The 21,584-nt window shown below is 69.7% G+C and carries 23 protein-coding genes; 10 read left to right on the top strand and 13 right to left on the bottom strand.

What is annotated here, in order from left to right; genetic code table 11:
* Positions 1–56 precede the first annotated feature (56 nt).
* Positions 57–554, top strand: coding sequence for a phage holin family protein (locus FKO37_RS05960; RefSeq protein WP_134728516.1), 498 nt, complete (start codon positions 57–59; stop codon positions 552–554).
* A 20-nt stretch (positions 555–574) separates the two neighbouring features.
* Complete coding sequence (locus tag FKO37_RS05955; protein WP_238608222.1) at positions 575–1,492, top strand: alpha/beta fold hydrolase; 918 nt, start codon at positions 575–577, stop codon at positions 1,490–1,492.
* Positions 1,493–1,708: 216 nt separating this feature from the next.
* On the opposite strand, the gene FKO37_RS05950 is transcribed toward FKO37_RS05955, so the two are convergent.
* Genes FKO37_RS05950 through nth form a run of 4 tightly spaced genes read right to left on the bottom strand, consistent with a single transcriptional unit; the run spans position 1,709 to position 4,896 of the window.
* Positions 1,709–2,893, bottom strand: coding sequence for a MarP family serine protease (locus tag FKO37_RS05950; protein WP_037808384.1), 1,185 nt, complete (start codon positions 2,891–2,893; stop codon positions 1,709–1,711).
* A 7-nt stretch (positions 2,894–2,900) separates the two neighbouring features.
* Positions 2,901–3,617: a CoA pyrophosphatase gene (locus FKO37_RS05945; protein WP_037808385.1), complete on the bottom strand. Its 717-nt coding sequence runs from the start codon at positions 3,615–3,617 to the stop codon at positions 2,901–2,903.
* Entirely contained in the window at positions 3,614–4,216 is a 603-nt protein-coding gene (locus FKO37_RS05940; RefSeq protein WP_037808386.1) for a TlpA disulfide reductase family protein, read from the bottom strand. Before FKO37_RS05940 ends, FKO37_RS05945 begins: the two co-directional genes overlap by 4 nt.
* Positions 4,213–4,896 (bottom strand): endonuclease III, encoded by a 684-nt coding sequence (gene nth, locus FKO37_RS05935; RefSeq protein ID WP_238608221.1) that lies wholly within the window; start codon positions 4,894–4,896, stop codon positions 4,213–4,215. Before nth ends, FKO37_RS05940 begins: the two co-directional genes overlap by 4 nt.
* A gap of 237 nt (positions 4,897–5,133) precedes the next feature.
* Here nth and FKO37_RS05930 point away from each other — a divergent pair, with 237 nt between their 5' ends.
* Positions 5,134–5,385 (top strand): hypothetical protein, encoded by a 252-nt coding sequence (locus FKO37_RS05930; protein ID WP_037369289.1) that lies wholly within the window; start codon positions 5,134–5,136, stop codon positions 5,383–5,385.
* A 159-nt stretch (positions 5,386–5,544) separates the two neighbouring features.
* Entirely contained in the window at positions 5,545–6,219 is a 675-nt protein-coding gene (locus tag FKO37_RS05925; protein ID WP_009084463.1) for a Crp/Fnr family transcriptional regulator, read from the top strand.
* A gap of 421 nt (positions 6,220–6,640) precedes the next feature.
* On the opposite strand, the gene FKO37_RS05920 is transcribed toward FKO37_RS05925, so the two are convergent.
* Entirely contained in the window at positions 6,641–7,798 is a 1,158-nt protein-coding gene (locus FKO37_RS05920) for a glycosyltransferase (protein ID WP_037808388.1), read from the bottom strand.
* Between the two features lie 92 nt (positions 7,799–7,890).
* On the opposite strand from FKO37_RS05920, the gene FKO37_RS05915 reads away from it, so the two are divergent.
* Positions 7,891–9,150: an MFS transporter gene (locus FKO37_RS05915; protein ID WP_238603927.1), complete on the top strand. Its 1,260-nt coding sequence runs from the start codon at positions 7,891–7,893 to the stop codon at positions 9,148–9,150.
* Between the two features lie 466 nt (positions 9,151–9,616).
* Positions 9,617–10,690 carry a DNA polymerase III subunit beta gene (locus FKO37_RS05910; protein WP_238603926.1) on the top strand — a complete coding sequence of 358 codons (1,074 nt, stop codon included), beginning with the start codon at positions 9,617–9,619 and terminating at the stop codon, positions 10,688–10,690.
* A gap of 788 nt (positions 10,691–11,478) precedes the next feature.
* Here FKO37_RS05910 and FKO37_RS05905 read toward each other — a convergent pair.
* From FKO37_RS05905 to FKO37_RS05875, 7 genes are all read right to left on the bottom strand, one after another.
* Entirely contained in the window at positions 11,479–11,733 is a 255-nt protein-coding gene (locus FKO37_RS05905) for a glutaredoxin domain-containing protein (protein WP_037808395.1), read from the bottom strand.
* Complete coding sequence (locus tag FKO37_RS05900) at positions 11,730–12,506, bottom strand: MBL fold metallo-hydrolase (protein ID WP_238603925.1); 777 nt, start codon at positions 12,504–12,506, stop codon at positions 11,730–11,732. Before FKO37_RS05900 ends, FKO37_RS05905 begins: the two co-directional genes overlap by 4 nt.
* The gene (locus tag FKO37_RS05895; RefSeq protein ID WP_238603924.1) at positions 12,507–13,331 is read right to left on the bottom strand and encodes an NUDIX domain-containing protein; all 825 of its coding nucleotides are present in this window, start codon (positions 13,329–13,331) and stop codon (positions 12,507–12,509) included.
* A gap of 217 nt (positions 13,332–13,548) precedes the next feature.
* The gene (locus FKO37_RS05890; protein ID WP_037808398.1) at positions 13,549–14,736 is read right to left on the bottom strand and encodes a hypothetical protein; all 1,188 of its coding nucleotides are present in this window, start codon (positions 14,734–14,736) and stop codon (positions 13,549–13,551) included.
* Positions 14,737–14,774: 38 nt separating this feature from the next.
* Positions 14,775–15,404, bottom strand: coding sequence for a hypothetical protein (locus FKO37_RS05885; RefSeq protein ID WP_238603923.1), 630 nt, complete (start codon positions 15,402–15,404; stop codon positions 14,775–14,777).
* Entirely contained in the window at positions 15,404–15,859 is a 456-nt protein-coding gene (locus tag FKO37_RS05880) for a RidA family protein (RefSeq protein ID WP_037808400.1), read from the bottom strand. The genes FKO37_RS05885 and FKO37_RS05880 overlap by 1 nt, the downstream gene beginning before the upstream one ends.
* Positions 15,860–15,869: 10 nt before the next feature.
* Positions 15,870–16,031, bottom strand: a complete 162-nt coding sequence (locus FKO37_RS05875; protein WP_020664158.1) for a DUF4177 domain-containing protein — start codon at positions 16,029–16,031, stop codon at positions 15,870–15,872.
* 140 nt (positions 16,032–16,171) lie between these two features.
* On the opposite strand from FKO37_RS05875, the gene FKO37_RS05870 reads away from it, so the two are divergent.
* From FKO37_RS05870 to FKO37_RS05860, 3 genes are read left to right on the top strand one after another with little or no spacing between them, the layout of a single operon-like run.
* On the top strand, positions 16,172–16,420 hold the full coding sequence (locus FKO37_RS05870) for a hypothetical protein (protein WP_238603922.1): 249 nt from the start codon (positions 16,172–16,174) through the stop codon (positions 16,418–16,420).
* A 22-nt stretch (positions 16,421–16,442) separates the two neighbouring features.
* The gene (locus FKO37_RS05865) at positions 16,443–17,447 is read left to right on the top strand and encodes an ArsA-related P-loop ATPase (protein WP_037808405.1); all 1,005 of its coding nucleotides are present in this window, start codon (positions 16,443–16,445) and stop codon (positions 17,445–17,447) included.
* Positions 17,447–18,565: an ArsA family ATPase gene (locus tag FKO37_RS05860; protein ID WP_037808406.1), complete on the top strand. Its 1,119-nt coding sequence runs from the start codon at positions 17,447–17,449 to the stop codon at positions 18,563–18,565. The genes FKO37_RS05865 and FKO37_RS05860 overlap by 1 nt, the downstream gene beginning before the upstream one ends.
* Positions 18,566–18,602: 37 nt before the next feature.
* On the opposite strand, the gene FKO37_RS05855 is transcribed toward FKO37_RS05860, so the two are convergent.
* Positions 18,603–18,896: a WhiB family transcriptional regulator gene (locus FKO37_RS05855; protein ID WP_020664154.1), complete on the bottom strand. Its 294-nt coding sequence runs from the start codon at positions 18,894–18,896 to the stop codon at positions 18,603–18,605.
* A 337-nt stretch (positions 18,897–19,233) separates the two neighbouring features.
* Between FKO37_RS05855 and FKO37_RS05850 the strand changes: the two genes are divergently transcribed.
* Positions 19,234–21,384 (top strand): transglycosylase domain-containing protein, encoded by a 2,151-nt coding sequence (locus FKO37_RS05850; protein WP_238603921.1) that lies wholly within the window; start codon positions 19,234–19,236, stop codon positions 21,382–21,384.
* Positions 21,385–21,584 lie beyond the last annotated feature (200 nt).

Genomic DNA, 21,584 nt, shown 5'->3' with positions numbered 1-21,584 from the left:
CGACACTCCCGCCGGTCCGTCGCGCCTCGCGTACGGCCACGTGGCACGATGACCCAGTGAGCAGCCCCAAACACGAGCGCACCAGCCCCGACGGCGTGGGGGCCGTGCCGTACCTGCCCCTGTCCAGCGACGAGGAAGCCGCGGCGAGCGAGCAGTCCATCGGCAAGCTCGTCGGCGACGCCACCCAGCACCTGTCGACGCTGGTCCGCGCCGAAATCGAGCTGGCGAAAGCCGAGCTGGCGCAGGAAGCGAAGAAGGCGCTCAAGGGGACGGTCTTCTTCCTGATCGCCCTCACCGTCTTTCTGTACAGCACCTTCTTCCTGTTCCTGCTGATCGCCGAGGGTCTGTCGGACTGGTGGGGCATCCGCTGGCCCGCGTTCGCGACGGTGTTCGGCCTGATGCTGATCACCGTGGGCGCGACCGCGTTCCTCGGCTGGCGCAAGGTGAAGAAGCTGCGCGCGCCGGAACGCACGATCAGCAGCGTCAAGGAGACGGCCGAGGCGTTCAAGCGCAAGCCGGTCGAAGACGACGACCTGCCCTCGACGCAGGGCTGACGCCAGCCCGCGCGCCGGTGGTGGAGCTGACGCCGGACCCGTCGAGCGTGCGGGTCGACGGGCCGTGGACGCATCGCGACGTCTCGGCCAATGGCATCCGCCTGCACGTAGCCGAATGCGGCGAGGGCCCGTTAGTGCTGCTCCTGCACGGGTTCGCGGGTTTCTGGTGGACCTGGCGACACCAGCTGCCCGCACTGGCCGACGCCGGTTTCCGCGCGGTAGCGGTAGATCTGCGCGGCTACGGCGACTCGGACAAACCCCCGCGCGGCTATGACGCGTGGACCCTGGCAGGCGACGTAGGCGGCCTGATCAAGACCCTGGGCGCCCGCCGGGCACACCTGGTAGGCCACGCCTGGGGCGGCATGCTCGCCTGGACAGTCGCGGCACTGCACCCCCGCCTGGTGTCCTCGGTGACCGCCATCGGCGCCGCACACCCGTTAGCGTTCAAGTCGGCGGTGAAGCGCACCAGCAGCCAGATCCGCGCCGCAGGCCACCTTTTCCGCTTCCAGGTACCGATGGCCCCGGAAAAATGGCTGGTCCGCGACAACGCGGCGGCAGTGGAAGAACTGTTCAGCAAATGGTCCGGCGAGACCTGGCGCTCCTCCTCGGACTTCACCGAGACCCTGCCGCCATTCCGCCAGGCCATGCTGGTCCCAGGCGTCGCCCACTCCGCACTGGAGTACTACCGCTGGGCCTTCCGCGCCCAGTTCCGAGGCGAAGGCAGACGCTTCACCGACGCAGTCAACGCCCGCATCACCGCCCCCGTACTGCAGTTGCACGGCGCGGACGACACCTGCATCCTCCCGGAAACCGCACTGGCGTCAGTCCACTGGGCAGGCCCGCACAGCGAACCAAAACTCTGGCCAGGCATCGGCCACTTCCCCCAGCTAGAAGACCCAGACCGAGTAACAAAGTCCGTTGTGGACTTCATCCGCTAACGACAACAACAACCCGCAACAGACCCACCCAACAAGCGAAGCACCCAGCCCCTCCCCCGCACCCCGATACGAAGCTCCCCTGCGGTCTGGGGGTGCTTGTCAAGGCATCTTTCCCGCCTTGACAAGCACCCCCAGACCGTCAGCACAATCGAGCTTCGGGGTGCCCCACGCAACCACGCGCGCAATGTCGCCGCCAGGCGACGAGCCGAGGCAGCGTCAACTAGCGCAAGCCCCAGTCCCCACCCGAGCAGTCTGCGACGAAGCAGCATCAACCTCACTGCGCACCTGATCCGCGGTCAACGTAAACCCGGTATCCGGATCCTCCACCGCAGCCCCAAACACCACCCCGATGACATCCCCGTCAGGAGTAATCATCGGCCCCCCGGAATTCCCGCTCCGCACGGTCCCCCGCACAGTAAACACATCCCGCTGCACAGTACGAGAGTCATAAATATCCGGCCCCCGCAAATTAATCCGCCCCCGAACCCGAGCCGGAGTAGCCGTATAGGGCCCATCCAACGGATACCCCAACACCACCGCATTATCCCCAGCCCGAGCAGTCTGCGGCGCGAACGGCAACACCGGCGCCTTCAACCCAGGCACCGCCAACACGGCAATATCAACCTCCGGATTGAAGTAAACAACCCGAGCCCGATAATCCCCCGAAGTCGACTCAATCCCGACCTCGTCAGTCCCCGCCACCACATGCGCATTGGTCATAACCCGCTGCGGCGCAACCACAAACCCACTGCCCTCAAGCGCCCGAGAACAAGAAGGCGCGTTCCCCCGAATCTTCACCACACTGGGATGCACCCGCTTAGCCACAGCGGACACATTGAGCGAAGTATCCGGCGGCGGCGTATCCGCCGAAGGCGCCTTCTCAAACGGCGACAACGCAGACGGAAACCCAGACGCGTCAAGCAACTTCCGCAGATCACTGGGAAGCCCCTGCGCCTCAGCAGGCATCAGGTCGTTGACCTCACCCAGCACGACCGACGAGTTGATCGACTTAGCCAACCCGGGAATCGCCGACACCGTAGTCAACGGATTAGCGACCAGCCAAGCGACCACGAACACCGCGGCCGCCTGCAAGATCGCACCGAGCGTCTTGTCGATGCCGGAAAGCTTGTCCGGATTGATCTTCTGCCGCAGCTTCCGCCCGACCCACACGCCGAGCGTCTCGCCGAGCACGATCAGGAACACGACCACCGCGAACGCGAAAGCCACCTTGGCGACCGGACTGTCGAAAAGGCTGATCACGAACGGCGCCAGCTTCACCCCGGCCACCGCGCCCAGCGCGACGCCCACGAGCGCGGGCAGCGCGACGATCACGCCCTGGAACGCACCGGAAACCGCGGCCATGACCGCAAGCAGCAGGACGACGACATCGACCCAGTTCACCGCGCCGTCACTCCTCGATAGAACCGTCCCGGGCCGCCGACCGGCCCTGATGTTCGGCCCACGCTACGTCAAGCTCGCGCACATCGCCGGTGTCCCACTCCCGTTCCCAGCCGCCGAGCGAGAGCAGCACGGACAGCAGACCGGCGGTGAAACCCCAGACGAACAGGCCGTCGACGGTGAACGCCGGACCTCGCCACGACGCGTCGCCGCGGCGCACGGTGAACCGGTTGGCCGGGTCGGCGAGGTCGGCCAGCGACACCCGCGCGACCGCCGCCGTCTCGGCCGGATCGACCGCGCGCACCGGCGACGGGGTGTGCCAATGCGCCAGCACCGGCGTCACCGCGAACCTCGACACCGGCACGAACAGCTCTGGCAGCACCGCGACCGGCAGGATCCCCGACGGGTCGACGCCGGTCTCCTCCTCGGCCTCGCGCAGCGCCGTGCCGACCGGGCCGTCGTCGCCGTCCTCCGCGCCGCCGCCGGGGAACGAAACCTGCCCGGCGTGCGAGCCGAGCGTGTCCGCCCGCCGCTGCAACAGGACGTCCGGACCGTCTCCGCCGGGCCGTTCGCCGAAGAGAATGAGCACCGCGGCGGCGCGGGTGAGCAGGTCTTCCGGCGGGCTGAACCGGGTGAACGTGCGGCTGTCGACCTCGCCGGACACCTTCACCAGCGGCCGCAGCCATTCCGGCACGGCTTCGGGTTCGACGAGCGGTCCGGTGGTCATGAGTAGTCCTTCACAGCAGCGCGCACCTGGTCAGTGTTGTCGAACACCCGCGGGTTCGCGATGAACCGGACCTGGCCGTCCGCGGTGACCAGGTACGACGCGGGCAGCGACGAGGGCACCTTGAGCGCGGTGCGGATGGGACCGGTCTGGCCGTCGCCGTCGTAGAGCGACGGCAGGTGCACGCCGAGTCGCTGGAACAGGCCGAGCCCGTCCGAAGCCGGGCTCGCGACCTGCACGCCGACCACGCGCACCGCACCCGGCTCGGCGGCGTACCGCTGCAGCACCGGCAGTTCGGTGCGGCACGGCTGGCACCACGACGCCCACACGTTGACCAGCACCGGACCGCCGCCGAGGACCTTGCCGACGTCCACCCTGGACCCGTCGCCGAGGCAGTCCGCCTCGATCCCGGACAGCTGGCCGACCGCCTTCGCCGCGGCGGGCGGACAAGCCTGGAGCTTCGCCGCCGCGCGCGCCGCGGTGAGGTCGCCGGACGCGGGCGGCGCGGCCGTCGAATCGCCGCCGCGCAGCGTCAGGACGGCGACCAACGCGGCCACCGCCAGCACCGCGACCCCGAGCGCCCATTTGGTGACTGCAGTCACCCGCGCGCCGCCAGCTCGAGAATGTGGTCCCTCTCCGGGCCCTTGACCAGTTTCGCGGCCACCTCGAACTCGGTGGGCCCGGTGCCGAACGACGGGCAGTCCTTGCGCAGCGGACACGCGCCGCAGGCCGGTTTCCGGGCGTGGCACACGCGGCGGCCGTGGAAAATCACGCGGTGGGACAGCATGGTCCACTCTTTGCGCGGGATCAGCTCGCCGACCGCGTGCTCGACCTTGACCGGATCCTCTTCCGCGGTCCAGCCCCAGCGCCGCACGAGACGGCCGAAGTGAGTGTCCACTGTGATTCCCGGCACGTCGAAAGCGTTGCCGAGCACGACATTCGCGGTCTTGCGGCCGACGCCGGGCAGCGTGACGAGGTCGTCCAGTTTCTTCGGCACCTCGCCGCCGTAGCGCTCCACGAGCGCCGCGCCGAGACCCATCAGCGAATTCGCCTTCGCCCGGAAAAACCCGGTCGTGCGCAGGTATTCCTCGAGTTCGGCGCGCTCCGCTCCGGCGTAATCGGCCGCGGTGCGGTACTTCTTGAACAACGCGGGCGTGACGAGGTTCACCCGCACGTCCGTGGTCTGCGCCGACAACACCACCGCGACCAGCAGTTCCAGCGGATTCGTGAAGTCCAGCTCGGCCTTCGCGTCCGGATAAACCTCGTCGAGGCAACGTTTCATCCGCCGGGCGCGTCTCACGAGAGCGAGCCGGCTTTCTTCGCGGTCCGCGCGGGGCCCGTTCGGGACAACAGGGGGCACCCCGATAGCCTACGGGCGAGTCGGACGAGCCGGTCGGGAGCATCCGCCGGTGGACGGCCGAACCGCCAGAGCACCACCTCTGCGGGCCGCGCGTCCGCCCTGAGCGAGGATCTGGAGATCCATGACCGAGTGCGTCACCGAAAACAGCGGAGCTGTGGCATGACCGTGTGGTTCGTGATCTTGGTCCCGCTGGTGATCATGTTCTTCGCGTTGTTCATGGAACGGGTCGAGAGCAGGCTCAAGCACGTCGCGGTTCAGGAGAACGAGGTCGAGGAGTTCCTGGAGCAGGCCCAGCCCAACGAGGTCAGGGCCCTGTACGGGCACGGGATCGGCCGCGCGCTCGAGCTGTTCCGGCTCCGCAGGCTCGGCGGACGGGCAGCCAGGCTACGCGCGCGCAAGGTGCGGAGTTAGGCTGCTCAGTCGGACGTGATCGTTCCAGGCAGCCGCGCCGGGCGCGGCGAGCTGACGAGCGATCTGCCCGACACGCCCTAGACTGACGCGAAAGTGATCGGCGACACTGCCTTCGACCTGCGAAGGAAGTGATCGTTTCTCGACGAGGAGGCACCCGAGGTGGACGAAACCCTGGCCCGTGCGGGCATTTTCCAGGGTGTGGAGCCGGCAGCGGCGGAGGCGCTGGCCCAGACCTTGGAATCCGTGGAGTTCCCCCGCGGCCATGTCATCTTCAACGAGGGCGAGCCGGGCGACCGGCTGTACATCATCCAGTCCGGCAAGGTGAAGATCGGCCGCAAGTCCCCGGACGGCCGCGAGAACCTGCTGTGGATCGCCGGTCCGTCCGACATGTTCGGCGAACTGTCCATCTTCGACCCCGGCCCGCGCACGTCCGGCGCCACGACGGTCACCGAGGTCCGCGCGGTCACCATGGACCGCCCGGCGCTGCGGCAGTGGATCGCCACCCGCCCGGAGATCGCCGAGCAGCTGCTGCGCGTCGTCGCGCGCCGCCTGCGCCGCACGAACAACATGGTCGCGGAGCTGATCTTCACCGACGTCCCCGGCCGCGTGGCCCGTGCGCTGCTGCAGCTGGCGCAGCGCTTCGGCAGCCAGGAGGCGGGCCTGCTGCGGGTCACGCACGACCTGACGCAGGAAGAGATCGCCCAGTACGTCGGCGCGTCCCGCGAGACCGTCAACAAGGCGCTCGCCGACTTCGCGCACCGCGGCTGGCTGCGGCTCGAGGGCAAGAGCGTGCTGATCCTCGACCCGGAGCGACTCGCTCGCCGCGCCCGCTAATCTTCCCCCGAGTGGGTTAATCCGCACGGGTTTTTCGAAGGCCGCCTCCTACTGGGGGTGGCCTTCGTGCGTGCATACCGGACTGTCCCCCACAAGAGCGGCATTCCGCGCCGGCCCCGTGTCGCCGCCGGTTTCGGCCGGTCCGGCCGGGAAAATGACAAGGAGCCGGGCGCCACCCCCGACGTGGCGCACCGGCTCCTCGCCTGCGCACGGATCATCCCCCGACGACCCGCGCTCCCCGCCCTCCGGACCAGGCCCCGACCCATATGCCGGAGGGAGCTGGGTGCTGCAGTGCTGTCCAGCCCGTAATGGGCTGTCGTTCAACCATCACGGCCAAAACTCACGAATTCAAGGCCATTCACCCTCAAGGACGCCAAGACCGCGTCTTCGTTGCACGAGTTCACGAAGAATCCAGCTGGTGTTATCGGATCGAGACCTTTAGGTCACGCAACCGGGCCGCCACCGCCGCCGGAGCGGGCTGCTCAGCGATCTGGGCGGCCAGCGCCGCCGCGGACGCCCGGTAGGCCGGACCCGCGAGCACCGTCTGGACCGCATCGAGGATTCCGTCGCCGGAGTCGACCGCGATTCCGGCTTCCGCGGCCTGGATCTGCGCGGCGACCTCGAAATGATCAGTCGCCAACGGCAGGACCACCAGCGGCACGCCGTGCGCGAGCGCGCCTAGGACGGTCGCCGAGCCGCCGTGGCAGACCACCGCGTCGACAGCGGGCAGGAGCTGCGTCTGCGGCACGAACTGCTCGATCCGCACGTGGTCCGGCTGCTGTCCGAACCGGCCGACGTCGCCGTCCCGGCCGATCGTCGCCACGACGTTCACCGGCTCGTCGCGCAGCGCGGCCACCATTCCCTCCAGTACGCCGGGTCGCGCGTTGTGAGTGGTGCCGAGGGTGACGTAGACGGTCCGGTCGTAGGGCAGCCCGTCGAGGACTGCCGGGCGCGGACCGGGCGTCGGCGTCACGCCAGCGGGCTGGAGCGGCCAGCGCGTCGGGTACTCCCAGGCGACGTCAGGCGGGATCAATCCCGTCGGCCAGAAGTCCAGGTACGGCACGGCGTCGCGCGGCGGCAGCTCGTCGAGCCCGCGTTCGCGGACCAGACCGTTCGCGACTTCCCACGCCCGCTCCATCGTCGCGGCGGACTTCGGCGGACCGATCGCGTGCATCGCGTACGGGACGCCGGACAGGCACGCAGCAATCACGGCCGCGCGTTCGGCGAGGTTGGCGATGACGAGATCCGGCCGCCAGTCGCGGACGAACTCGACCATGTCGTCGAGCCGCGCGGCCGCACCGAGCCCGACCATGTACTCGGCGACCAGGTGGGAGAGCCGCTCGTCCGCGGTCATCCCGGCCATCTCCTCGCGAGCCCGCTGCCACATCGAGGCCGCGGCGGCGGGGTCGCTCGGCTGCCCCACCGACACCGCCTGCAGACCGGTGTTTTCCAGGTACTGAACGGCTTCCGGGCCGGTCACGAACGCGACCTCGTCCCCAGCGGCGCGGGCCGCCTTGGCGAGCGGAAGCATCGGCGCGAGATGGCTGTACCCAGCTCCGGAGGAGAACATCAGCCGCATCGCGCGAGCGTACTGACTTACCCGATCGGGCGTGACCAAGATGACCGGGAAATTACTGGTACCTCCGTACCAATTTCGTCATACTAGTACGCGTGTCCCAGTCTGCCCACTCCGAAGGCCGCACCACGCTCGCCGACTACCGCGCCGCGCTGACCGCCCCTGGCTCGCGCGGCCCGGTGATCGCGTCGATCCTCGCCCGGCTCCCGATCGCGATGATCGGCATTTCCGCGCTGCTGTACGTGCAGCGCGAAACCGGTTCGTTCGCCGCCGCCGGGCTGGTCTCCGCGAGCTCGCTCGCCGGGGTCTCGGTGGGCGCGGTCGTGCAGGGCAGGCTGATCGACCGGTTCGGGCCGAGCCGTCCGCTGTTGGTCGTCGCCGCTGTGTTCGCGCTGTCGATGGCGTCGCTCGCGATCGCGATCGAGGCGCACCTGCCGACGTTCGTGCTGATCCCGCTGGCCGCCGCGACCGGCCTTTCGGAGCCGATGGTCGGCTCGGCGTCGCGGGCGCTGTGGACGAAAATCCTGCCGGAGGGACCGGCGCGCAACGCCGCGCTGTCCTATGAGGCGATCAGCATGGAGGTCTTCTTCATCCTCGGCCCCGGCATCGCGGGCCTGCTGATCACCGCGCCGTGGGCGGGCACCGGCATGGTCGTCGGCGCGATCACCATGGTCACCGGCGCGGTGCTGTTCGCGCTGAACCCGACCGTGCGCGCGTGGGGTCCGGCCCCGAAGGCGAAGACGCCGCTGCTCGGCGCGCTGGCCAGCCCCGGAATGCGGACGCTCGCGCTGGCCGCGCTCGGTTTCGGCATGGTGATCGGGTTCGTGGAGGTCGCCGTGCCCGCCGCCGCGACGGAATCCGGCCACCCCTCGCTCAGCGGCCTGCTGCTGTCCGCGTGGTCGTTGAGTTCGGTGGCGTTCGGCGTGGCCTACAGCCTGCACCCGTGGCCGCGCCGCCTGGGCCTGCGCCTGCCGATCCTGCTGGGCGGTTTCGGCGCTTTCGTTGCGCTGCTTGCGCTTCCGTCGAGCCTGTGGGCCCTGGCGCTGCTGATGCTGCTGGCCGGCGCGATGATCACTCCCCAGTCGACGACCCACTCCGCGGCCATCGAGGTCGTCGCCCCGCGCGGCACCGCGGCAGAGGCATTCGGCTGGGTCCTCACGGCGGTGACGCTGGGGCTAGCGGCAGGCCAATCGGTGAGCGGCTACCTGGTCGAACATTCCGGGACGGCTGCAGCTTTCCTGGCTGCTGGCGTGGCCGGTGTCGTGTTGGCAGTGGTGGTGTGGCTGCTGCGCGGGACTGTGCGGGCTGCTTCGCCGGCGCCTGCTGACGGTGCTCTTGTCGGGGTTGCTGGGTAGCTCGGTTCTTCCTACGGCTGGTGCCGCTTCGTCACTGTTGGGGCACCAGCCGAGCCCTTTCGCCCACCCGTGCGTGACTCGCTTCTATCCACGGATGGTGCCCGCCTAGTCGCTGTTGGGGAACCGCCTGAGTCTCCTTGGCTACCTCACTCGGCCGCGCTGCTGGGTAACTCGCCTCTACCCACGGCAGCTCGCCACTGCCGAGGAACCACCCGAGCCCACTTGCCCGCCCTACTCGCCAGCGCTGCCGGATAACTCGCCTCTACCCACGGCAGATGCCGCCTCGCCACGGCCGAGGAACCACCCGAGCCCCTTTTGCCCACCTCACCCGGCAGCGCCGCCGGGTAGCCGTTTTCGGGTTTTCCCGGGCCGGGCACCCCCATGCTCACTGGCGGTCTTCCCTGTTTCCGCAGCTCAACCACCTTGCCCACCGTTTTTGTCGGTGGTCGCCGCTACTTTGCGTGGCATGGATCTCACATCCTTCGTGCGGCCGCTGGCGGCGGTCGCGAGCGCCGCGGCCCGACTCCTGTCGAGGCAAGCCCGCCTGCGTTTGCGGGCGACCGCTGAGGGCCTCGTCGTGTCCGGCAGCGATCGTGATTTGGCCGTCCAGTTGTCCTGCCCGGCGACGACCCATCTCGACGGCGAGGTCGTAGTACCAGCCGCGCCGTTCGCCGAAACGGTCCGCATGCTGGATGTCGACCAGGTCCGGTTAGCCGTCGAAGGAACCCGCCTCGCGATCCGAACGGACAGTGCCCGCTTCGCCCTGCCTTTGCTGGACCGCGACCTGCTCCACGTGCCGGAACCGCCACCCCTGCTGTCCAAAGTAGACGGTGCGGCCCTCGGCACGGCTTTGCGCACCGTCGCGGGCACCGCCGCCAAGGACGACCCGCTCCCGATCTTCACCGGCGTACGAGTGCAATCAATCGGCGGCGAACTGTGCCTGACCGCCTCGGACCGCTACCGCATGGCCGTCGCCCGCCTGCCGCTGCGGGAGGTCCGGGGACCCATCGACGTCCTGGTCCCAGCCACCCTGCTGACCGAAGCCGCCCGCCACAGCGTCGGTGCCATGGGACTGCACGCCGACCCCAGTCACTTCGCCCTGAGCTGGGCAGGAGGCACCGTCACCACAGCGGTCCTGGACGCAGGCTTCCTGTCCGCGGACTCCATCCCGTCCGACGCGGTAGACACAGAAGTCGAGGTAGGTGCCGACGAGCTAGCCGCAGCCATCCGCCGAGTCGGCGTCTACTCCGAAGACCGCCGAGTCCTGACCCTCGAAGTCGGCGACGCCCACCTCCGCCTGGCCAGCGCCCGCCAAGACACCGGCGAGGCAGAAGAACACCTGAAAGCAAACGTTTGCGGCGGCCGAACGTCCCCGTCCTTCCAGGCCCGGTACCTGCTGGACGCCCTAGCCCCGTTCAGCGGAGAACGCGTCCGACTGGCAATCCAGCCAGGGCTGCGAGCGTGCGTCCTGACCCCAGCCGACGAGGACGGACGGGAGGTGGCATTGAAGTACTACTTGATGCCGATGCTGTCCCGGTAACCGGCGAATGCCGACTCGGGCTTCGGCCTGACGGCTGGCTCGCACCGGGCGGGGTGCGAACCGGAGTCGTCACGGGTTCGGCCGCGTGGTGGCGGCCGAACGGCGGGCCAATGCCGGGGCGAGTGGCCAGGCTGGGCGGACTGCACTGAGCCGGGACGAGTCGAGCCGGACTGGGCTGGCCGAGCCGGGCCGAGCCGGGCCGGGCCGAGCCGGGCCGGGCCGAGCCGGGCTGGGCTGGGCTGGGCTGAGCGGCGCAAAGCGCAGCCGCACCATGCCCACCTCGGGCCAAGTCGCGCTCAGGCGGGCCGTGGTGGGCCAGAAGCCGTCTCGCACGCTGAGCGTGCTCCGGGGCCGGGGCATGTCGCCGTCGGTTGGCCGTGGGCACTTCCGGCGGTCCGCCGTGCGCGGAAGTGCGCGGCGACGGGCCAGACGCCGTCTGCGCCCATGCCACCCCGGCCTGCTCTGGGGCACCCGAGCGAGCCCACAGCCGCCGAGCCGGTGCGGCATGCCCGGGAAACCGCCAGGGCACTAGGGCTAGGGCGCACCCGAGCGAGCCCGCAGCGGCTGGGCCGGTGCCGCGTGCCCGGGAAACCGCCAGGGCGCTCGGGCTCGCCCGAGCGAGCCCAGAGCAGCGGGCCTGTGCGGCACGCCATGGCACTAGGACGACCCGCGGCACGGCACACGCCCGGCGGCAACGGTCTCGCACGCGGAGCGTGCCAGGGCCTGCGCAGCCACCAGCCGCGCGCCTGAAGCATCCCCAGGCTCCACTCAGCGCGCCTGAAACAACCTCAGGCGGCCGACTCCGCGGCCACCGCAGCCTTGACCTCGTCGAAAGTCGGGTTCACCAACGCGGTCGACCCCACGATCACCGTGGGCACCGTCTCGTTGCCGTTCGCTACCTCGCGCACTCGTTCAGCCGCGCCCGGTTCTTCCCAGATGTTGATTTCCCTTACCGGCAAACCGCTTTCCAGCAGGGGGCGGCGCAGCGCTGAGCAGAAGCCGCAGCCTGGGCGCCAGTAGAACTCGACCTCGACGTTGCTCATTGTCCGTCCTCCGAAGACGCCCGTAGATACTCCAGTTGTGCGCGCACGCTCGCCTCGGCCGGTGCCCACAGCGCGCGGTCGACGTCGGCGTACACCACCTCGACCACTTGCCGCGGCGTTGCGTCTTCGCCGAGCGTTCGCAAGGCGGAACGCACCTGATCCAGGCGCTGTTCCCGGTGCGCCAAATACTCCCGCGCGGTGGCGGGCAGGTCCGGCAGCTCCGGGCCGTGGCCGGGCAGGCCTGGGGTGCCGGCCGGGAGGGCGATCAGTTTGCGCAGCGAGCGCAGGTAGTCGCCCAGGTCGTGCAGGACCGTCGTGCCTCGGCCGAGGATTGTGTCTCCGGTCAGGATCTGGCCTCCGACCAGCAGCGACACCGAATCGTCGGTGTGGCCGGGGGTGTGCAGGACGGTGAAGTCCAAGCCACCCGCCGAAAAGGAGTCGCCGTCGGCGAACGCGGGTGCGTCGATGCAGAGGGAAGCGTCGAAGGCACGCACCGGCGCGCCGGTTTTCGAAGCGAACCAGGGGGCACCCTCGGCGTGATCCGGGTGGTGGTGGGTCAGCAGGATCAGCTCGACCGGACCGACGGCGGCGAGCTTTTCCAGGTGCTCAAGATCGTGGTAGCCGGGGTCGACGACCACGGCGGCCGCGGCGTCGCCACCGCGCAGCACCCACGTGTTGGTGCCCTCCAGGGTCATCGTCGAAGGATTGTTTTCCAGCAGCACCGACGCGGTTTCCGAAACACGGCGCAGCACGCCATAAGCGGGAGCGGTCACTCAGGACTCCGAAGTATCGAGGACAACGCGGATGTTCTCGCCGTCCCGGACCAGGGTCGGCACAGTCTTCACGATCTCGCGCGGCTCGGCGAGCACCGCATCGGCCTGCGAGAACTCGGCGAGTTCGACGAGCGTCAGCCACGTCGGCGGCATCAACGCGCGACGGCCTTCGCGCGCGTCCGCGACTGCCTCGGCGGGCGGTTGCCAACCGGCGGCAGCGGCTTCCGAGGTCGCGCCGTCCGCGCGCTGGCCTTCCGGCAGCTTCGCGACGAAGAAGCGGGTGTCGTATCGACGCTGTTCCTGCGGCGGCGTGACCCAGTGCGCGTACGGGTGCAGCAGGTCCGCGCGCAACGTGAGGCCGGCGTCGGCAAGGAAACCGGCGAGCGAGATTTCCCGTGATTCCAACGCTTTCCGCGCGTCGTGATACGGCGTGACGTCGGCGACGACCGAATCCTCAGTCCCGGCCAGCAGCACGCCGGACTCCTCGAACGTCTCCCGAACCGCGGCGCAAACGAGCGCGCGGGCGAGGCTTTCGTCGCAGGTGAACTGCTCGGCCCACCACGACGGCGGCGGCCCGGCCCACGCCACGGAGGTGTCGGCGTCGCGCGGATCGACCCCGCCGCCAGGGAACACCGTCATCCCGCCGGCGAACGCCATGCCCATGACGCGGTGCTGGAGGAAGACCTCCACGCCGTCCGAAACGTCGCGCAGCAGGATCACCGTGGCGGCGTCCTTCGGGGTCGCCGGCGGGCCATCCGCGTTGTCCCGGATCGCGATGCCGGGACGGGCGGGGATGTCGAAAACGAATTCACGCGGCCGTTCCACCCGGGCAACATACCTCGCAATCCGTACGCGTCGCGGATTACTTGTGTCACCTCGCGGCGGGAACCCGCACGGACTCGGAGTCGCTCAGGGCGGCCTTCCCGAACCGCAACCCGAGCCAGCCCAGAACCGCCGTCGCGCGCCCGGTCGGCCGAAAGCCGTGAAGGGCTCCTTGCGGGAATCTGCTTCCCTCAAGGAGCCCTTCACGGAACAACAGGGGTCAGGACCAGTGCTGGTCCCCGCCGGAACGGGACGCGCCGTTGAGCCGCAACCGGGCGGCCTCGGCACGCTCGCGCTCAGCCAGTTCCTCGTGCAGTTCGCGCAGCAGCGCGCGGTCGCGTTCGGACAGGCTCGGATCGTCCAGATCCAGCGCGGGCAGCTCGACCACCTCGTGCATGCTCGGCTTGCCCGCGGCGATCTCGCGGCCCTTCTCCGGGTCCTCGGCCAGCGCGCGCCGCAGCTGCGCCACCTCGGACGGAGTCAGGTCCGACGTGCGCTCGGCACGCGTTTCCGACCCGGCCGTCCTCGGTCGCTCCGAAGACGCGGCGGGCTCGGCCGCCGGCTCCGGCATCGAGACCGGCTGTGCGGGCACTGCCTGCACGATCGGCACCACCGGCGCGACCGGGACCACCGGCTCTGCGGCGGCTACCGGTTCCGGTTCGGGCTGACGGTGCCCGTGCCGGCTCGGCGCTTCCGAGACCGGTTCGGGGACCGGGGCCGAAGCGGGCGCCGGGGCGCTGCGCTGCGGCGTCGGTTCCGGCCGGTAGTCGGGGGCCGAATGCGTGCTGCCGGTGACCCACACCGGGCTCGCGACGGCGCCCGCGGCCTGGTGGTAATCCGACTGCGGGATCCCCGGGCCGCTCACCTCCACGACCGAGCGGATGCCCGCCCGGCGCAGCGCGGTGTCGACCCGGAACGCGACCGCGGGCGGGTTGCCCTCGGGGCCGAGTTCGACCAGCACGACCCGCTGCGGCAGCGCGCCCGGCACGCTGCCCGCCGGCGTGTTGCGCCACACCGCGTGCACGGAACGCACGTCGGGCAACACCTGCAAGGTCCGGTCGAGCGCCTCGGCGAGACCGAACTCCGGCTGGTTGTCGCCCGTGAACCGGTGCGTGTGCATCGGCTCGTGGTCGGTGACCAGCAGGTCGTTCGCGAGCGTCGCGTCCGACCGGCTCATCTCGAGCACCAGCGCCAGCTCGCGCTGTTCGGCCTCGCTCACCGCGATCCGGCCCGCGATCAACGTGCCGGTGGTGAGTTCCACCGCCTCGTCGATGTGGGCACGGGCGATCAGTTCCCGCGCTTCGGTGAGCGCGCTGTCGTCGATGCGGCCCGCCAGGGCCAGCAACAAGTTATGCAGGCGCAGGGGCACCGAGAACCCGTCCATCGGGCCGTCGTGAACCTCCACCATGGCTCTGCTCCTCCCAGCTCGCCTGGCGGCAACGAGCGTTAAGCGGCGACAAGTCGATGACCGGCGCCCGCGGCGCCTACGCAGACCAGCTCGGACTCGGCGAGCGCGGCCCGGTGGTACCCGGGAAGGTCGAAGCGCGGCGGGATGACCTCGACACTCGGTTCCTCGTCCCCCATGACCCGCAGCACCCGCTGCAGTTCACCGGTGAGCCGGGGCTGTCCCGCGGTCGCCGTCACCAGCAGGACTCGCTTCGCCCCGCCCTCGCCGGAAGCGCCGAGGCACCGCCAGCTCTGCCGTACTTCCCCCACATCCGCGCGTCCACGCAACGTCGCGTGGAGCAAGACGGACACAGAGTCGACGGAGTTCACCCATTCGGGCGCACTCTGCGTGAATGTGTACCTGGTCTCGGTGACGTCGTCTACCCCCAGGGTCGAACTCACCTGGTGCCAGTCGGCGCCGTGCGGGATCAGACCGGCCACGAGCAGGCGGTACTCCGCCTGGTCCAAATCGATCCTGTGCTTGAGCAAAGACCTCGGCAGGGTCCGCGCGAGCGTCCCCATCGCGCCTTCGCCGAGCCAGTCGCGGAACCGCCACAACAGCTGGTCCGGCGTACGGCCGGCGAGCCGCAGCAGCAGTTCGTGCAGGGACTGTTCGATGTCGGGATCCATCACTTCACCTCCACGATCAGTTCGACTTCCACCGGCGACGCGATCGGAAGCTCCGCGACGCCGACGGCCGAACGAGCGTGCACCCCGGCGTCGCCGAAGATCTCGCCGAGCAGTTCGGACGCCCCGTTCACGACCGCGGGCTGGCCGGTGAAGCCCTCCGCGGAGGCGACGAAACCGACCACCTTGACAATCCGGACAACAGAGTCAATGCCGACGAGGGCGTGCACCGCGGCGAGCGCGTTCAGCGTCGCCGTGCGGGCGTGGCCCTTGGCTTCCTCCGGGCTGACCTCGCCGCCGACCTTCCCGGTCGCGGCGAGCGCGCCGTCGACGAAGGGCAGCTGGCCGGAGGTGTAGACGTGCGAGCCGGAGCGCACGGCCGGCACATACGCGGCCAGCGGTGCGGCGACTCCGGGCAGTTCGATGCCGAGCTCGGCGAGCCGGTCGCTCCAGGTCAACGCCGCCCCCTCAGCTCTTCGGCCGCTTCAGGTACGCGACGTGCTGTTCGCCGCTCGGGTTGGGCAGCACGGTCACCAGCTCCCAGCCGTCCTCGCCCCACTGGTCGAGGATCTGCTTCGTAGCGTGGATCAGCAGCGGGACGGTGGCGTACTCCCATTTGGTCGCACTCATGACTCGGGAGCGTAACCAAGCGGGCAAGGCCCCTCCGGACCGCCGCCGCCGAAAGCCCGTCACCCGTCCAGGGGAGCGCCTGGTAGGCCGGGTGAGTGTGGGTCAGTTCACATCCGATCGTCGCTCGCTAGCGTGGGCGCGTGGAGACCTGGCGGATCGTCGCGACCGTGCTGCTCGCCGTGGCCGGGGTGCCGCTCGTGCTGGCCGTGATGGCCAAAACGCGGGACCGGGTGAACGATTCGGGCCAGGTGGCGATCGCCGGGGCGGTCACCCTCACCGGGCTGATCGTGGTGGCAGTGCTCACGCTGACCGTGCTGCCCGGCGTGGTGACCTGGATCGTCGTCGCGGCCGTCGCCGCTGCGGTCAGCGTCATGATGCTGGCCAGCTGAGCACCGGTTTAGTGTTGAGGATGTGACCACACCCTCCGCCGGCTGGACCGACGAGCTCGCCAGGGCCCGGCTGCACTTCGTCACCGGCAAGGGCGGAACCGGCAAGACCACGCTCGCCGCGGCGCTGGGTCTCGCACTCGCCCGCAATGGCCGCCGGGTGCTCTTGATCGAGGTCGAGGGACGGCAGGGCATCGCACAGCTTTTCGACACCGAACCGCTGCCGTACGCGGAACAGCGGATCGCGTCGGTCCCGGGCGGCGGCGAACTGCGCGCGCTGCACATCGACGTCGAAGCGGCGCTGCTCGAGTACTTCGAAATGTTCTACAACCTCGGTTTCGCCGGGCGGACGCTGCGCCGGATGGGGGCGATCGAGTTCGCCACCACGCTCGCGCCGGGCCTTCGCGACGTCCTGCTCACCGGGAAGATCAAGGAATGCGTCGGGCGCACCGAATCCGACGGGCGCCACACCTACGACGCGGTCGTGGTCGACGCGCCGCCGACCGGGCGCGTGGTGAAGTTCCTCGACGTCACCAAGGCTCTCACCGACCTCGCCAAGACCGGCCCGATCCGCGGCCAGGCCGACGGCGTCGTCCGGCTGCTGCATTCCGGCGAGACCGCCGTGCACCTCACCACGCTGCTGGAGGAGATGCCGGTGCGCGAGACCGTCGAAGCGGTGGCCGAGCTGGACGGGGCCGATCTGCGGCCGGGCGCCGTGCTCGTGAACCGGGTCCGTCCGCCGCGGCTGCCCGCGCGTTCGGTGACCGCGGCCGCCGACGGCCGGGTGGACGCCGACCGGGTGCGCTCCGGCCTCGCCTCGGCCGGGCTGAACCTGCCGGAGGCGACGCTCGACGCGCTCGTGGAGGAAACCGTGGAGCACGCCGTCCGGGTCGCCGCCGAGCAACGGGCCCGCGAACAGCTCGCCGAGGCCGATCTGCCGACGCTGGAGCTGCCGGACCTCACCGACGGCGTCGACGTCGCCGCGCTCTACGAACTCGCCGAAACGCTGCAGGAACAGGGGGTGCGCTGATGCCCGCCGACCCGACGCTCGACGTGGACGCCCTCCTCGACGACCCGGACAGCCGCGTGATCGTGTGCTGCGGTTCCGGCGGCGTCGGCAAGACCACCACCGCGGCGGCGCTCGCGCTGCGGGCCGCCGAACGCGGCAGGCAGACCGTGGTGCTCACGATCGACCCGGCACGCAGGCTCGCGCAGGCGCTCGGGCTGCGCGAACTGGGCAATCACCCGAAGCAGGTGCGCGTCGAGGGCTTCGAGCCCAAGGGCGAACTGTGGGCGATGATGCTCGACATGCGCCGCACGTTCGACGACATGGTGCGCGTGCACGCCGGGCCCGAGCGGGCCGAGCAGCTGCTGCAGAACCCCTTCTACCAGACCATTTCCACGTCGTTCTCCGGCACGCAGGAGTACATGGCGATGGAGAAGCTCGGCCAGCTCGCGGCGACCGACGAATGGGATCTGATCATCGTCGACACGCCGCCGAGCCGGTCCGCGCTCGACTTCCTCGACGCGCCGACCCGCCTGTCCACCGCGCTCGACGGCCGGATGATCCGGCTGCTCACCGGTCCGGCGAAGGCGGGCGGCTGGGGTCTGCGCAAGGTGGTCAGCGCGGGGTTCTCGATGTTCGCGAAGGCCGTGTCCACGATCATCGGCGGCCAGCTGCTCGCCGACGCGTCGGCGTTCATGCAGGCCTTCGACAGCATGTTCGGCGGATTCCGCGAACGCGCGCGCAAGACCGCCGAACTGCTGCGGTCCTCGGGCACGTCGTTCCTCGTGGTGGCCGCGCCGGAGCCGGACGCGCTGCGCGAGGCGTCCTACTTCGTGGAGCGGCTCGCCGGCGAATCGATGCCGCTGGCCGGACTGGTCGCCAACCGCACGCATCCGGTGCTCGCGCCGCTGTCCGCGACCGAAGCGCTGACCGCTGCCGAGTCAGTGCAGAACGCGCCGCTCGCCGAGGCCGTGCTGCGGCTGCACGCCGACCGCGTCGCGCTGGCCGAACGCGAGAACCGGCTGCTGGCGCGCTTCACCCGCGCGCATCCGGAAGTGCCGCTGACCCGGGTGCCCGCGCTCGCCGGTGACGTCCACGACCTCGAGGGCCTGCGCGACATCGGAGCAAAGCTGACGTCGTGAGCGGCTGTGCGCGAAACACAGCCGCTCACGAGCAGGTTCAGCCCGCCGCGGCGGCCAGCGCGTCCCGCTTGGCCGCTTCGAGCAGGTCGGTCCAGCTGGTCACGTCCGGACGACGGCGCAGCAGGGCGCGCCGCTCCCGTTCCGTCATCCCGCCCCAGACCCCGAAATTGATCCGGCCGTCGAGTGCCTCGGCGAGGCATTCGGTGCGGACCGGGCACCCCATGCACACGGCTTTCGCCCTGTTCTGTTCGGCGCCTCGCACGAACAACCCGTCGGGATCAGCGTCCCGGCACGAGGCATCGACCCGCCAGCCAACCTGATTGGTTTGCATACCCCCAGCTCCCTCATCTGGTGTATGGCACCAGCGAAGGCGAAGCTCCCGCTCCCACCCCCGCGAGCGTTTCCCACTGCGCCGCACGTCGGTGACGGCACCTCCCCGGTGCCGCTGCCGCCGTCCGGACCAGCCAGGCTCCCACCCGGGCTGCTCCGTCTGTCGGCATCTACGTGAGACGTTGACGGACTGTAGGGTCCCTCGGTTCCCTCCGTCGAGACCTAGCATGCATTCCGTTACCAAAGGTCACGACACGGGGGCCCGTTAATGATCGCCGGCGGGGGCGCGCGGGCGTGAGGTCACGAAGGCGACACGGGGCTTCAGTACCCTGGCTTTCGTGCGCAAAACGGATGGTCTTTTCAAGCTCCTCGGCCTGTGCCTGCTGGCAGGGGTGCTGGTCGCCGGGATCATGTTCCCGGTGGTGGGCGCCGCGGGGGTCGTGTCCAACCAGGCGAGCGAAACGGTCGACAAGACGTCGTCCGACCTCGCCGACATCCCGCCGCCGCTGGTGACGACTATCACCGACTCCGGCGGCAAGCCGATCGCGACGCTGTACAAGCAGTACCGGATCCCGGTCCGCCCGGACCAGATCAACCCGGCGCTGAAGTGGGCGCTGCTGTCGGCCGAGGACAAGGCGTTCTACGAGCACCACGGGGTGAACTGGGGACGGACGCTGCGCGCCGCCGTCTCCAACACCGCGGGCGGGGACACGCAGGGCGCCTCGACGATCACGCAGCAGTACGTCAAGAACTACCTGATCAACGTCGTCTACCGGGGCGACAAGAACGGGCAGGCGAAGGCGCAGGAACAGTCGCTCTCGCGCAAGCTCAAGGAAGCCCGGATCGCGATCAACCTCGAGACCAAGCTCTCGAAGGACCAGATCCTCGCGGGCTACCTCAACATCGTCGAGTTCTCCCGGCAGATCTACGGCATCGGAGCGGCAGCGCACGCCTACTTCAACACCACGCCGGAGAACCTGACCGTCCCGCAGGCCGCGCTGCTCGCGGGCATCGTGAACAACCCGATCGTCCTCGACCCGTGGAACCACCCGGACAAGGCGACCAAGCGGCGCAACCTGGTGCTGGACCGGATGGTCAGCAACCAGAAACTGGCGAAGGCGGACGCGGACAAGTTCAAGGCGGAACCGCTCGGCATCGTGCCGGACACCCCGCAGAAGCCCGCGTCGAACTGCACCGGAGCCGGTCCGGAGAACGGGTTCTTCTGCCAGTACGTCCAGGACTACCTGCTCAAGTCCGGGATGACCGAGGACCAGCTGTACACCGGCGGGTACACGATCAAGACCACGCTGGACGAGAAGGCCAATCACGAGGCGAAGGTCTCGGCCGAAACCCAGGTGAGCAAAACCCAGAAGAACGTCGCGAACACGCTTTCGCTGATCCGTCCCGGCAAGGACCGGCACGAAGTGGTGGCGCTCGCGGCGAACCGGGACTACGGGATCGACGCGGATCAAGGGCAGACCACCTACGCGCTCCCGTCCGGCGTGTTCAACACCGGCGGCGCGGGGTCGAGCTACAAGATCTTCACCACCGCGGCCGTGCTGAACCAGCACATCGCGGGGATCTACAGCAACATCCCGGTCGGCAACAGCTACGTCTCGCACGTCTTCACCGGTGGCGGCAGCCACTGCCCGGCGACCGGCCCGCCGCTGAACTCGCGCTGGTACTGCGTGGGCAACGCCGGCAACTACGGCGAGTCGACCTCGCTGCAGAACGCGCTGGCGACCTCGCCGAACACCGCGTTCGTGGCGCTGGAGGACAAGATCGGCAGCACCGGACCGGGCATCGACATGGCGGTCAAGCTGGGCATGCGCGAGACGATGGCGAGCAACCCCGGCGGCGGAAAGGTCGACCCGAAGTCGAACGACTCGGGCAAGAACCAAAGCCAGGCCCAGGCTTACGGCCCCAAGCCGAACTATCCGGGCACGGGTGCGTTCACGCTCGGCTTCAGCCCCACGAGCGGCCTGGAACTGGCGAACGTCGCCGCGACCATCCTGAGCGGCGGCAAATGGTGCCCGCCGACCCCGCTGGCGGCGGTGACCGACCGCGACGGCAAGCCGGTGCCGATCAAGGAAGCTCCGTGCGAGCAGGTCGTGCCGGAAGGCCTCGCGAACACCATGGCGGTCGGGATGAGCAAGGACGACCAGCCCGGTGGCACGTCCGCCAAGGCGGCCGAGGGCGTCGGCTGGAACCGGCCGCTCGTCGGCAAGACGGGGACGACCCAGAACAACGGCTCGGCGACCTTCGTGGCGGGCACGCCGCAGATGGCCGGTGCGGCGATGGTGTTCCGTCCGGAAGGCGGCAGCGGCGGCCTTTGCTACAACGGCGTCGGCAACGTGAGCACTTGCGGCACGGGCAACATGTTCGGTGGCAAGACTCCCGCGCAGACGTGGTTCGGCGCGATGAAGAACATCATGGAGGGCCAGCCGGTCGTGCCGTTGCCGCCGGAGGATCCGGCGTATACCAACTGAATCCGGTGAAAACGGGGCGGGAGACGCGATCTCCCGCCCCGTTTCGCTTGTCCGGGCTTAACCGCCGTCGTCCGGCTGGTCCAGTCCATCTCGAGCCGACGACGCCCGGTCGCCGTTCCCGTCGCCGAACTCATCCCGGACGGCGGCGCCCCGGTGAAACGGGAGGTCAAGCTCAACGACTGAGCCGGGGCCACCCCTCC

The organism is Amycolatopsis sp. Poz14, from assembly GCF_006704225.1.
In the GTDB taxonomy this organism is placed as follows: Bacteria; Actinomycetota; Actinomycetes; order Mycobacteriales; family Pseudonocardiaceae; genus Amycolatopsis; species Amycolatopsis nivea.
This window is presented reverse-complemented; position numbering and strand designations above follow the sequence as displayed.